This window comes from Colwellia sp. MEBiC06753 (genome assembly GCF_053470325.1).
On sequence record NZ_JBQMTM010000027.1, the window covers coordinates 35,368 to 49,561 of the forward strand.

Annotated in this window: 9 protein-coding genes; 7 read left to right on the plus strand and 2 right to left on the minus strand. The window is 40.8% G+C overall.

Features of this window, described 5'->3' with window-relative positions; all coding sequences use genetic code 11:
* Positions 1 to 185: 185 nt before the first annotated feature.
* Positions 186 to 3,227: a TonB-dependent receptor gene (locus ACOB82_RS16860; protein WP_448214166.1), complete on the minus strand. Its 3,042-nt coding sequence runs from the start codon at positions 3,225 to 3,227 to the stop codon at positions 186 to 188.
* 555 nt (positions 3,228 to 3,782) lie between these two features.
* On the opposite strand from ACOB82_RS16860, the gene ACOB82_RS16865 reads away from it, so the two are divergent.
* Genes ACOB82_RS16865 through ACOB82_RS16880 form a run of 4 tightly spaced genes read left to right on the plus strand, consistent with a single transcriptional unit; the run spans position 3,783 to position 9,097 of the window.
* Positions 3,783 to 5,180: an MFS transporter gene (locus tag ACOB82_RS16865; RefSeq protein ID WP_448214167.1), complete on the plus strand. Its 1,398-nt coding sequence runs from the start codon at positions 3,783 to 3,785 to the stop codon at positions 5,178 to 5,180.
* On the plus strand, positions 5,177 to 7,603 hold the full coding sequence (locus tag ACOB82_RS16870; RefSeq protein ID WP_448214168.1) for a GH36-type glycosyl hydrolase domain-containing protein: 2,427 nt from the start codon (positions 5,177 to 5,179) through the stop codon (positions 7,601 to 7,603). Before ACOB82_RS16865 ends, ACOB82_RS16870 begins: the two co-directional genes overlap by 4 nt.
* Positions 7,604 to 7,636: 33 nt before the next feature.
* Positions 7,637 to 8,152 carry a gluconokinase gene (locus ACOB82_RS16875; protein WP_448214169.1) on the plus strand — a complete coding sequence of 172 codons (516 nt, stop codon included), beginning with the start codon at positions 7,637 to 7,639 and terminating at the stop codon, positions 8,150 to 8,152.
* A 57-nt stretch (positions 8,153 to 8,209) separates the two neighbouring features.
* Positions 8,210 to 9,097, plus strand: a complete 888-nt coding sequence (locus tag ACOB82_RS16880) for a sugar-binding protein (RefSeq protein ID WP_448214170.1) — start codon at positions 8,210 to 8,212, stop codon at positions 9,095 to 9,097.
* Between the two features lie 152 nt (positions 9,098 to 9,249).
* Here the strand turns inward: ACOB82_RS16880 and ACOB82_RS16885 are convergent, their stop codons facing one another.
* Entirely contained in the window at positions 9,250 to 9,873 is a 624-nt protein-coding gene (locus ACOB82_RS16885; RefSeq protein ID WP_448214171.1) for a glutathione S-transferase family protein, read from the minus strand.
* Positions 9,874 to 10,225: 352 nt separating this feature from the next.
* Between ACOB82_RS16885 and ACOB82_RS16890 the strand changes: the two genes are divergently transcribed.
* From ACOB82_RS16890 to ACOB82_RS16900, 3 genes are all read left to right on the plus strand, one after another.
* Positions 10,226 to 11,128: a hypothetical protein gene (locus ACOB82_RS16890; protein WP_448214172.1), complete on the plus strand. Its 903-nt coding sequence runs from the start codon at positions 10,226 to 10,228 to the stop codon at positions 11,126 to 11,128.
* A 240-nt stretch (positions 11,129 to 11,368) separates the two neighbouring features.
* Positions 11,369 to 12,910, plus strand: a complete 1,542-nt coding sequence (locus ACOB82_RS16895; RefSeq protein WP_448214173.1) for a S10 family peptidase — start codon at positions 11,369 to 11,371, stop codon at positions 12,908 to 12,910.
* A 338-nt stretch (positions 12,911 to 13,248) separates the two neighbouring features.
* Positions 13,249 to 14,031 carry a PEP-CTERM sorting domain-containing protein gene (locus ACOB82_RS16900; protein WP_448214174.1) on the plus strand — a complete coding sequence of 261 codons (783 nt, stop codon included), beginning with the start codon at positions 13,249 to 13,251 and terminating at the stop codon, positions 14,029 to 14,031.
* Positions 14,032 to 14,194 lie beyond the last annotated feature (163 nt).

Below are 14,194 nucleotides of genomic sequence, written 5' to 3' on the forward strand. Positions count from 1 at the left end.
CTGACTATATCGACTTTATCGGTATCTATCTACACAAATTAAACGGGGGGAGTAACCTGTTTTAGCTAGATTGAATAGTGTAATCAACGACAACATTAAATGCTTTCATAACTAATTTATAAAAGGCCGTAACAGATGCTACGGCCTTGACTTACCTTGTTTCAAATAAATATTTGAAGTAACAATTAGAAGGTGTAGCGAGCACCTAAGCTATAACGAGCACCTTGTTGGGTAACGTTAAGTACTTCGGTGGTACTACGACCATGTTTACGGCGATATTCGTTAGTAATGTTAATACCTTCGAAGAATACCGATAAACCTTCTAATGCTGGAATGTCATAGCTGATGTTAAAATCAACTTGGTCATACGCTTCAACATAAATAGGGTTTGCACCTGTATTGTTACCTACGGTTTCTAAATAATCATCACGCCAGTTATAAGCTAAACGCGCTGAAATACCATAGTTTTCATAGAACAATACTAAGTTGGCAGTGTCTGAAATGCCGGTTTGTACACCGTCATTGGTTGAACCAATTAACGCGGTATTATCAAACTCGCCCACTAACAATAAGTTATTGTAGTCATCACCTGCATCAACCATGGTGTAGTTGGCAAAGGCACCAAAACCGGTGTCACCAAAGACGTGCTGAATGGCAAATTCAAAGCCGTCAAAGTCATTTTTAACGCTGTCATTTACTGGTACGTTAATTAGAAACTCTACTAAATCATCTTCAGCAACGCCTTCAATAATTAACTTGCCGTCACGCATAAATACTTCTGGACGATCGCCAAAGTTCTCTAAAATCCATTGACGTTGCTGACCGGCATCACCACCAACCGCGGCAACCGCAGCATCGTATTTAGGACCATCAATAGGGTTATTGATGTTAAATAACGTACTACGAATTTGACCATTAGTGATGAAGTTGGTGACGTCTTTTCTAAAGTAACCAATAGAGGCATAGCTGGCGTCATCGTAATACCACTCAAATGATAAGTCGTAGTTAGTAGACTCTAATGGCTCTAGCTCTGGGTTACCCGAAGTACCGCTACCACCGCCTTTGTTATAGTTTGTACCAACGGTAGTACCACCTTGCAATTGTTCATAACCAGCGCGGCCAACAGTTTCACTGTATGCAGCACGGAAAATCAAGTCATCAGTCACTTCAAGGTTAAAGTTCACGTTTGGTAAGGTGTGATCATATTTACCTTTCTTGCTTAGCGATTCACGAGAGCCGTCTCCGGTTAAGACAATTTCAGTATCACCTTCCCATTGTGCGCCGTTATAAACTGGCACCACTGATTTTGAATTAATTTTCGTTTCTTCGTAGCGAACACCAATATGTAGGTCAAATGGCATAGTGCCAATTTCACCTTCATAGTTATATTGGAAATAGGCCGATGTAATTTCTTCTTCAACAAAACGATCGGTATCAGCTGCATAGTCCGAAGATGGACAGAATTGATTGCCGCAGTCGCCCACTAAGCCAACTAGGTCTGCTGGCGTATAGTTAGCTGCGGCAAATGCGCGAAGTGCTTCAAAATCAAACTTAATGATCTTATCAACAATTTCAAAATTCTCTGCACCATCTGGATGGTCTTTAAAGTCACCACCGCTAACATCATCAAATTTATTTTGAACGCCAGTAATATCCGCTTCAATATTAGCTAAATCACCTGCTGCGCCAACACCACCCCAATCGTTACGCTGTACGTTAACAACGCGATTGTGCTTGTTCGCTTTCATATAGCCAACACCAAAATCAATGCTGCCGTATTCGTCTAATTCGTATTTGGCATTCAATTGAGTTTGGTCGATTTCTGAGCGGTTATCTTCGTTAGTAAATACTGAACCGGTTACCAACATATCAGCTGCAGAGACTCCTGATGAGCCACGTACCGCTAGGATAGGTAAGTCGCCTGTAAAGTCAGTGGCGGCCGCTTGGCGAACAAAACCTGCAGTAGATAATGTGTTTGAACTACCCCACGGGCTATTAGGTGTTTGTTTGGCATCAGATGAGTGATGATCAAGTTCAACCCATAACTTGTCAGTGACTTGCCAAGCTAAATTTAAACCAACTGATGTTGATTCTGCTTTAGTAGCTGACTTAGAAGCTGCCATTGATAAATCTTGGTTGCCAATGCCATTGGCAGCGTAGTCTTCTGAATAATAAAGTGGTGATGAAACAGGGCCATCAGTCCAAACGTTTTCAGAAGGAGCAAAGGTAAACCATGCGGAAATATCGTTATATTGACGATCAATTTCATTGCGCATATGTGTTACGTCTAACGTAGCAGTAAAATCTGATGTTGGTGCGTATTGCAGCACTAACTGACCGTTTAAACGTTCACGTTGTTGTTCTTCAAATTTGTAAATAGTGGTTTGAGGAACAGAATAAATTTCATCGGCGCCTAACGGTCGGTTAATTTGGTTTTCTTTTGGAACGCCACCCCATGCAGGATCGGCACCAGGCGCGCCTGACCAATCTTGGTCTTTAGTAGCAGGGAACGAGCGCCAACCTGTACCAACTTCAGCTTGCTGGTTACCACTTTCACGCTTTGAATAACTACCTGAAATCGAGATGCCAAAGGTATCGTCGTTAAAGGTGTTTGAGTACATACCAGACATTTCAGGTGTGACGCTACCATCTTCTGTCGACGTATCGTCTAGCGCTTTAACACCAATTGTTGCAACTTGGCCAGGACGTTGAAGAGGGCGATGAGTAAGAATATTGATTGTTGCGCCAATACCGCCTGTAGCAATGGTAGCATTACTGGTTTTGTGTACTTCGGCACCACTGATAATTTCCGAAGCGATATTCGCGAAATCGAACGAACGATCACCTGTCGTTGTCGGCATCTGACGACCATTTAATAATACTAAGTTTCTGTCAGGGCCAAAACCACGAACAGTCACTTTACTACCTTCACCATTTTCACGGTCAATAGCAACACCGGAAATACGTTGTAAAGATTCAGCTAGGTTAGTATCTGGAAATTTACCAATATCTTCTGCATTGATTGCATCAGTAATACCAGAGCTGCTGCGTTTGATATCCATCGCTCGTACAAGTGAGCCACGAATACCTCGTACTTCGATAATTTCTACCTGTTGTTCAGCATCTGCACTTTGCTCTTGGGCAAAGGCGGGCACTGCGGCGGTAGCCCCCAAAATCAAAGATAGGCTAGTCGCCAACTTTGTTTTGTTAAACTTGTTATACGTCATCAGATTTCCCTCGATTTTCATTTTTATATCATTTTTATAATGTAATGATTACTTGTAAGCGCTTACATGTTCGGTCAAAAAAAATCGGAGCACTACATCCGAAAAATTTTGAAAGCGCTTACATTAAGCTAGTTTAATTTAAAAATACAGTCAACTCAAATTTTGAATAAATTTAGCTAGTTTGACTGACAATTAATCAATTTATTTTTGACAGCTTATAAATATAGTTAGATAACTGATTGTAAAAAAATAATAAATTTTTATGTCGGCACTGTTTCGTTAACTCAAATAATTAAGGTTGTGTTTTTTTTGTACAGTGTTTATATTGATTGAAAGCGCTTACATTTGTATTGGTTTCTGTTTAATAAATCATTATACGCACCGTGAATTGAAGGGATAAAAAACAACAAATTAAGTTGTTCCTCGATGGGAAGATAGTGAAAAAATAGCAATGAACTGATGGCAGAAAAGAAATGCTCAAGGTTGAGTCCTTAAGCTATAGAAAAAGAAAGCGTCGTATCAATAACAATAATGACAAGCAAGAGGGTTGGCAAAGTGGAAACAGCCAATAGTCGATTGCCAGTATTAGAAAAAGTAGGTTATGCATTGGGGGATGTAGCATCTAACTTTTATTGGCGAGTATTCGACGTATTTCTATTTATTTTTTATACCGATGTATTTGGTTTGCCTGCCGCAACCGTTGGTACCATGATGCTAGTAACGCGGTTAATTGACGCGGTTTCAGATCCTGTCATGGGAGCCATTGCTGACAGAACGGTGACCCGCTGGGGCAAATTTAGGCCTTATTTAATTTGGGGCATTATTCCGATATTTTCAGCTGGCGTACTCACTTTTACTGTTCCTGATTTAAGTGGCGAAGGTAAGGTGATTTGGGCGTATGCTAGTTATATTTTTATGATGCTGGCTTATACATTTATTAATGTACCTTATGGTGCCTTGCTAGGCGTTATTACTCGTAATTCTCAGCAACGAACCATGTTAACCAGTTTTCGTTTTATTGGCGCATTTAGTGGTGGCAGCCTAGTGGCATTTTTGACCCCTGAACTAGTACAACTGCTTGGCAGCGGTGATGAGGCTAAAGGTTGGCAATATACCATGGCGCTTTATGGTGCCGTTGCCGGAGTATTATTTTTAATCACTTTTCTTACTGTCAAAGAACGTGTAGCGCCTCCTCAATCGAAGCAAACAAAAGTCTTTACCGATATTAGTGATTTATTTGCTAATAAACCTTGGTGTGTATTATTTGTTTTGGCGCTGGTCATTATGGTGACTATTTCATTACGTGCAAGTGCCGGTACATTTTACTTTAAATACTATGTTGGAGAAGAACGACTCATTGGTAGCTTTACATCGACATATCTTATTGCGTTAGGGGTAGGCGCGGCCATTACGCCGCTGTTAACAAAGTATATTGATAAGAAAAAGTTGTTGTTGATTTTGATGCTCATTGTTGCAGTGCTGTCTGGGCTGTTTTTCTTTTTACCCAAAGACCAAATTTTTTTAATGTTTGTCTTGCAAGCCATGATTGGTTTAGCGCTTGGGCCAAAATCACCCTTGGTTTTTTCAATGTATGCTGATACTGCAGATTACAGTGAATGGCGAACAGGTCGACGCGCGACAGCGATGATATTTTCCGCTGCAGCATTCGCTCAGAAGCTAGGCGGCGCGTTAGCTGGGGCAATGATAGGTTGGATGTTATCGAGTATGGGCTATATTGCTAACGCTGTTCAGTCTGTAAGCTCTGAGCAGGGCATAGTTTGGTTGATGACGGTAATTCCCGCTGCTTTTGCACTATTGGCGGTCATTATTGTGCAACGGTACCCTTTGACCGCACAATCCTTGGCCAATATCCACCTTGAACTGGCTAAGAAATCTCAAGATCTCGCTCATCACAACCAAACTGTTATCAATACGTCCGAGGGCAGAGTATGAACCAGCGTCACCACAATGCCGATGTCGAAATGAAACAGGGACAAATAACTTTACGTTCGGCGAATGCTTTACCGCTTGCTACCGGTTTTTTGTATAACAGTTCAATGATGATTCAAATGAATTGTCGAGGGTTTGCTAGAGCAACACACATGCAACCTGAGCCGGCAAAATATAGTTTTGGTCCACAATTGGAAGCAAAAACTTTTTTTCAGCCAGAGCAGGGCTATTTTAGCCATCATCCAGGCCGCTTTTTTTATATTAGAGATAATCACACTGGAGAACTGTTTTCGGTGCCTTTTGAGCCTTGTCGCAAAAACGCCGATAGCTTTGAATTTAAATTAACTCACCATCAGATTAGTTGGGATATTCGATATGGTGATTTGGCTATTGAAGTCATTCTTACCTTAGATGATAAAGATGCTATTGAGTGTTGGAAAATTTCATTAACTAATCATGGTGATACTCGCCGAGACCTCAGTGTCTTTCCTTATTTTTCAATTGGCTACCAGTCTTGGATGTATCGTGAAGCGAATTATGATCCATCCTTACAAGCAATAATTGCTAAATCAATATCGCCATATCAGCGATTAGAAGAGCAGCCGCAAGTGGCTCAATATAAAGATTCCACCTTTTTACTAAGTGAACAACAACCGGATGCTTGGCTGTGTAACCAACAGATCTTCGAAGGTAATGGTCAATTAAGTGAGCCAGAGGCCTTGAAAGGTAGTCTACTAAATAAAGCGCCTGCTCGCTATGAAGACCCAGCCGCGATCATGCAGTTTGAGCTTAAGCTATTGCCGCAACATTCTTCAGATTATCGCTTTGCCTTTGGTCCAGCAAAATCACCTAGTGATATTTTAGCGATAAAAAAACGCCTGTGGCTTGACCCGAAAGTGGCGCAGGATACTGAGTCGAATCAGCCGTATCAGCAATTGGACGATACTCAAAATCACGCCTGTGACAAATACGCTTTGGCACAGTTAGCCTTTGATAGTAATGGGGTATTTTGTGAATTTGTTAATTACTGGTTACCCAATCAAGTTAATTGCCTTGGTCGTTTACATCGTTTAACAACAGATCCTCAAACCCGTAATTATTTACAAGATGCGATAGGGATGTGCTTCATCGCACCTGAGCACAGCAAGCAAGTGTTGATTAGAGCACTGAGTCAACAATCTTGCTCAGGGGAAATGCCTGATGGGGTGTTATTAAATAGCGGTGCCCAGCTTAAATACATTAATCAAATACCTCACGCCGACGCTAATATTTGGTTGCCTATTTTATTATTGGCTTACCTCAACGAAACCAATGATATTGATTGTTTACTTACCTCAGTAGGTTTTGCTGATTCCGAAGAACAAGCCCCTTTGTACCGCCATATTGAATTGGCGATTGATTATGTGTTGACGCAACGCGATCACCGCGGCTTATGTTTGATACACCAAGGCGACTGGTGTGATCCAATGAATATGGTTGGTCATCTCGGTCAAGGAGTATCAACTTGGTTAACGTTAGCGCTGGCTTATGCCATTGGTTGTTGGATTGAGGTCATTAACCACTACGGAAACGGCGTAACAGCATTAACTCAGTCAGTAACTCAGTCAGTACCGCAGTTAGAAACGCTGAAATTATCCCTTAATGAAGCGGTAAATAAATATTGTTGGCATGGCGACTGGTACGCTAGAGGCATTACCGATCATGGACGGTTATTTGGTGTTGCAACAGAGCATGAAGGCGCTATTTACTTAAACCCACAAAGCTGGGCGTTATTGAGTGGTGCGGCCACTGAAACTAAAAAAAATAGCATATTAAGTGAGGTTGAACGGCACTTAAATACGCCTTTTGGGGTAATGATGTTAGCGCCTAGCTATACATCGTTTATTGATGATATTGGCAGGATAACGCAAAAATATCCTGGCGTTGCCGAAAATGGCTCGGTATACAATCATGCCGCGGTATTTTATGCCTATAGCCTCTATCAAATTGGTGAATACAATCTAGCCTTTCAAGTGTTAACGCGGTTGTTACCAGACGAGAGTGATATGTTGATTAAAGGCCAGCTTCCAAACTTTATACCGAACTACTATCGAGGTGCTTACTATCAACTGCCTGACATGGCCGGACGAAGCAGCCAGTTAATTCACACAGGTACGGCAGCTTGGATGTACCGCTGTGTTATTGAAGAACTATGTGGTTTGAAAGGGCGTCAGGGACGATTACAGGTTCAACCTAAACTACCTGACTGTATTGATAAGCTTGCTGGTAAGCGTCTCTTTGCGGGCGGAACGTTTGAATTTTCTATCGAAAAATCAACAATTGAGCAGATGACAATATGGCTAGATGGAGTGTTAGTTAGTGGCAATGCCATAGGCAATATTGTGCCAAACCAACATTATCAATTATTAATCCAAATGCCTCAGTAAACTCAATAAATATAATGTAGTGAAAAATTAGCCATGAGAACTATAGAAAGCCGACTCATCGTCATTATGGGAATTAGTGGTACGGGAAAATCAACGCTAGCATTGGCGTTAGCTCAACGTCTTAACTGTTATTATGTCGATGCTGATGATTTTCATACCAACGAGGCAAAACACCTAATGGCACAGGGAATAGCCATTAGTGAGCAACAACGTCAACAATGGGTAGATAATTTGATTGCAGATCTTTCGTTGAAACTGAGGGAGTCGGCTACTGCAATCGTTTTAGCTTTTTCTGGGCTTAAATCCTGTCACCGCAAGCAAATAGCGGCGATAACACCAGCGTCACAGTTTGTCTTATTGCACGGCGATGAAACTATTATTGAGCAAAGACTTAACCAACGCCAAGGCCATTTTGCTTCATCTTCATTACTGCCGAGTCAATTAGCACAATTTGAAGCAATTAATAGTGATGATCCAGACACGATAGTGCTGAAAATTGACCAAAATTTTGATCAATTGTTGGCAAACCTTTTAGCTCAAATTAACTAAATCAATATCGCGTTGTGCGTCGAAGGTAACAAGTGATTTTTAAATGGGAAAGAATAAATGCGTAAAGTAATTTTGATGATGTTTGTTATGTTGGTGTTTTTTGTTGCCAATGTTAGCAATGTAGCGCTAAGTAAAGAACCAAGTACCGAGCAACTAAGTACTGAACAACTAAGTACCGAACTAACTAAAGGGCCGACTAAATCACAAAGGGCCGATGATACTAGTCAACAGATTTTATATACGCCTAATCCTATTCAAATAGACGGTGACCCACAGGACCCACAATGGAATACGGTGCACTGGCAACCGATTGACCAGATTATTCTAGGCTCAGAGCCTTCACCATCAGACTTTTCAGGGAAATTTAAACTGTTATGGGACGAGCAATATATTTATCTGCTGGCCAATATTGTTGATGATGTGCTTTATGACCGTCATCCAAATCCATTGCAAAATTATTGGGATGATGATTGTTTAGAAGTGTTTATTGATGAAAATGCATCGGGTGGTGATCACCTTAATAATTTCAACGCGTTTGCCTATCATATTGGTTTGGACAATCAGGTCACGGACATTGTGCCCGCGGGAAATGGTAAAGGAAAACCAGCCCTGTTGAACGATCATATAAAAAGTGTTTGGCGCCGCAGTTTAGATGCTAATCATAGTGTCTATTGGGAATTAGCGATAACCGTGCACAATGATAAGTTTTCGCTGTTCAATAGCGAAAATACCTTATCAAAAGAGTCACTGCATTCGGGTAAAAATATAGGATTTATGCTGGCGTATTGCGATAACGATGGCAGTGATGTACGTGAGCACTTTGTTGGCAGTAAAGCGATAGAACCAATTCAATCTGATCGAAATTTAGGTTATAAAACGGCTGACGTATTTGAGCGTTATCGTTTAGTTAAAGGGCTGGACGAAAGTTTAGATAAAAAAGACTAGCTGCTTGTTGTCAAATGTTCGTTAAAAAATTTAAGTGAGCTAGTTAAGTATGACCCTTGCCATCAAGTTTTAACATTTTGCGCTGTTATACAAGATGGCTTAGGGAAAGTTTGCTGAGTGATTAAAGCAATGTCAGTTTAGTTGTGGCTAGACTAAGCATCTAATATTTTTGCAATACCTTGATGCCAGCGAAGCAAATTGCTGCATTGCTCAGGTATAGTAGCCTTCACCCAACTTGCAAAATTACATACCACATAAGCATCAATATCGGCTTGGGTTAAGTTTGTACCAACGATAAATTCTCTATTTTGCAGGTGTTGATCTAACATTTCCCAAAAGCATTGCAATCTTAACTGACCGCGCTCGACTAAGGCAGGAATTTGTGGAACGGCAATTTTACCTGGTAGGGCTCTATCTTCAAAAAATTCGCTACCATTTCTTAATATATCGGCAACTGCCGCTAAACCTTCTACATAAAGTTTGTGTAACCAGCCAACAACTTGGGCATATTCTTCATCAGTTTTACCGAACAATGGTTTGTCTGGAAATTTACGTTCAAGGTACAAACAAATGGCAATGGCATCGGTGAGTAAGGTACCGTCATCAAGTTGCAGAGCAGGTACGGTTGCATTTGGATTTACTGCTAGGAATTCTGGGGTAAATTGTTGTTTTTCTTTTAAGTTTATTTCTATTGTCTCTATTTCAATGCCTTTGTATTTTAAAAGGTATCCAACTCGCATTGGATTTGGTGCTACGGGGAAGGTATAAAGTTTCATTGTTTGTCCTTTTTTTAATTACAGTAAACCTGCTGGCTCACTAGACACTGTTTGCTCTAAGCTAACATAAATCTCGTTATTATTAACATCGAATAGCTTAATCTAAATGCTGGCATAGCCTCAATGAATCAAAGCCGTTAGCAAGTAAAGACCTGATTAATTTGTTAAACAAGTTATACTTGGTGTGAATCAATATTGCTTCTACTGTTTTGTGAGTTTATTGGAAAACTCACAAAACAGTAGGGGTTAATGAAATATAAGCTTGAGTGAATTGCGCACTTTGCTCAAGCCATTATCAGATAACAATTAGCGGGATGTCTATTGGTGATGGAGCAAGGTATCGAGTTGTCAAATGATGTTAACTAGGGGACTTATTTTAGTAGTGATATCGATATGTGCCTTCAATCCTTTTGGCGCATTGGCCTATGCTGAAATTACCGTTATTAAGCACGTTACGGCGTTAGAAAATAATGATCCGCAAAAGAATTTCTATCTGTATATTTTAGATCTAGCATGTAAGGCCTCAGAAGATAAATATGGCCCTTGTAAGCTAAAAACGGTCGAAATACCAATGCAGCAAGAGCGACAGTTGAAAAGTTTAAATACTGGCTTGCTAGACATCACTTGGACAGCATCCACCCCCCAAAGAGAGCACCAAGCAAAAGCAATTAAATTTCCACTGATGGCAGGCCTATTAGGTTATCGAATAGCGGTTTATAACAACAAAGTTAAAGCACAGTTTACTCAATCATCTTCTATAAATGACTTAAAAAAACTCATACTTGTGCAAGGCTATGACTGGCCGGATACCACCATTTTGAAGAGTCATCAATTTAATGTTCAAGAAACTAATTGGTATGAGTATTTATACAATGATACGGCAAAGGGACTGTATGATTATGTGTTAAGGGGAGTTTTTGAAGTAAGCTCTGAGCTAAAAAATTATCAATCGCCTAATTTAGCAATGGATAAAAACCATTTGATCGTTTATCCATTAAACATATATTTTTTTGTCGCTAAGCATAATGATGCACTTGCTGAGCGCATTGAATATGGTCTTAATAAGCTTAACCAAAATAACAACTACCTAAAGTTACTCGTTAATTACCCACCACACAAAGATAGCTTGCCCTCATTAAGATTAACCCAGCGTAAAATTCATATTATTGATGACACTAAAAGTGTTACAGAACAAAATGTTAGGGCAATGTTAGAAAAAGTCGAGCAAATAAATACTGACAATAACTCAAACTAGTCAACGTTTGCTTATGACTCTTTTTTTGAAGCTCTAGCCAGAAATAAGCTCGCCAATGTTAAGGTTATTTCTTCAGATCAAGTCGAGATAGAAGTTACATAGGGCGTATTACTTCCCGCATAAAAATGCCAATTTATCAATGTAGTGGTATAACTAATGTAAAAGGTCGCCGCAGTACTGTACAAAACAGGTATGTAGATAAATCAGGTATCTAGATAAATTACGAAGGGAGAATAATACATGGCGTATTTGACGAGTTGCAAAACGATAGTACTGTTTACATGGTTAGCCTTGCTTGCAAATGGCGTATTTGCCGCAGAAACACCAAAAACTGATAAAAGTAAGAAACCCAATGTCGCAGCCACTAAATTTGTAACACAGCACAAAGGCACCTTTAATGGTAAAAAACTAAGCTATAAGGTTGTCGCAGGTGAAACCTATTTATTAGATAAAGACGAAGAACCGACAGCCTCAATTTTTTCATTTGATTACATGGTAGAAAATGGCAAAAAAAACAGGCCAGTTACATTTATATGGAATGGTGGTCCTGGTTCATCTTCTAATTGGTTACACATGGGCGCTTATGGGCCTAAACGTATTGTTGTACCGAGTGATGCCTCGCATCCTGGCACCGCTCCCTATGAAATAAAAGCAGCGCCTGAGACCATTTTAGATGTTACTGACATGGTATTTGTTGATCCGGTCGGCACAGGGTTTTCACGCGCATTGGGCGAAACTAAAAGCCAAGCCTTTTGGGGCTTGAATGAAGACGCTTCTTCTATTGCTGACTTTATCGCACAGTGGCTGACTGCCGAAAATCGCTGGAATGCACCAATATTTTTATTGGGAGAAAGCTTTGGTACGACAAGGGCCGCCGCGGTCACTAAAGTACTTATGGACAAACACCTTATTAATGTAAATGGGATAATTTTTGTTTCTCAGGCTTTGGACTATCAAGGCTCTAGCCCTTATGTCGACGATAACATTATCTCCTACATCACCTATATACCGACATTAGCCGCAACCGCTTGGCACCATAAAAAAGTCGACACCTCTGGAAGTTTTGAAGCGTTTATAACTGCTAGCCGCAAATTCGCTGTTGATGAGTTGCTTCCGGCATTATTTAAGGGCAATACCTTAACCTTGGCAGAAAGAGAGCAAATTGTTCAGGGGTTACAGCGCTATACCGGACTAAGCAAACAATACATAGAACGGGTTGATTTACGTATTAATGCCTTTAGATTCGCCAAAGAACTGTTACGCGCAGACGGTGTTGCAATTGGGCTTTTAGATGGTCGCTATAAAATGGATGAAAGAGATGATATATCCGCTGACCCTAAGATAGACGCCGCGACCGTTATTTCACCGGCATATAAAGCGGCATTAATGCATTATATTCGGACAGACTTAAATGTTGACTGGACAAGAAAATACTTAAACCCTTCTGATCCGGAATTATCAGATAATTGGCGCTGGCGTACGAAGCCTGATGGTAAAAGCTGGGAGCCTAAATACGTAAATACTGCACCAGATTTATCTTATGCGCTACGAAGCAATCCAGAGATGAAAGTCATGGTTGCCTCAGGTTATTACGATATGGTTACGCCTTTTTTTGATGCCGAATACACATTAAACCGACATGGAATACACGCTGATAAAATTGATTATTACTACTACCATGGTGGACATATGATGTATGTGCATGAACCTGCGAGAGTGTCACTGTTAAAAGATACTCGAAACTTTATCAGCAAACAGCTGACACAAAAATCCGTAGAGTAGGCTGTCTGCTATTTGTGTCGATATCCGTTATCTACACAATCTTAGCTTGCTTTTTAGTGGAAACTCAATGGCTGTTTAGAGCGAGTTTCAGACCGTCACTACCGCGAAGGTTGTGGTCTGTTTCAGACAACAAGCAGCCAGTCATTGGGAGTGTGTTTCAGCTTTCGATTCCTGTGTGTTGCTGCCGTTAAATCTAACCTCCCACAAAGCAAATTCCGTGTGGGCACTAGAGTGAAAAATTGTCAGCATAGTTTACAGTTGCCAGCATAATTCGTGCCCGCTGATAGAAAAATCCAACTAAAACAGTTGAGTATAAATATGGGCATGGATGATGCATAGTGGGTGGCAACATTGAGAAATACTATTTGTATAAAATACAAACAATTACCGGAGAGAGTCTAACAATGTATTCAACACTAAAAAGAGTACTGCTCGCAACCATCTTCCTGTCAGCGAATGCGTTCGCTTCATTTTTGCCTTTTGGTCTTCAGTCAGACCTGAGCCAATCTGATATTGATAACTGGGGATGGACGGAATGTCATCGCTCTGGTGGCTATGACAATACTTCCACGAAGGGTGTACTCGATGCCTGTGGCACTGGCAGTCATATGATGATGGCATTGTGGGATGCAAGTGAGGGTGTATACGCCATTGCCGGAGCAGGTGAGTTTGACATTGTAACTGGTATCACCTACGCCTCGTACAGTTCTTCTTATAGTGCCGATAACGATGATATCGTCAACGGCGCCCTGGACAACTGGAGCAATGGTCTTAACTGGTACAGAACGTCAGGGCATGGCTCCTGGGGCTTCACAACTGCTGATGTGGTGGATCTGAGTTCAGCAGATGTTGCACTTTCTAATGGCATTGGTTATCGCGAGGCTGCCGCCGGTGGAGAGGCGGCCAGTGGATTAAGCTATCACCTACATGCAAATGGTGGTGGCGACCTGTCTCCGGGTTGGGGATTTAATGTGACCGGCAATGATTTCGAATTTGTTACGAGAAGTGATAGTCGCGTATTTTTTGTAGCCAACATTGATCCTAATGATATCCCGGAGCCAGCGACGCTTGGTTTGTTGGCGCTTGGCTTGCTCGGTGTACGCCGTTTCAGAAAAGGCTAATACACAAGGTGTTGCAAAAAAAGGGGCCGTAGGCTCTAATGCCGATCAGTTAGGCATTTATTTACAGATCAATTGAACGATCTTCTGAGTATGTAAAAATCCGATAAACATTGTTTATCGGATTTTTTATGCTCGTTTCTCAAGCCCTAGATGTCATTAATCA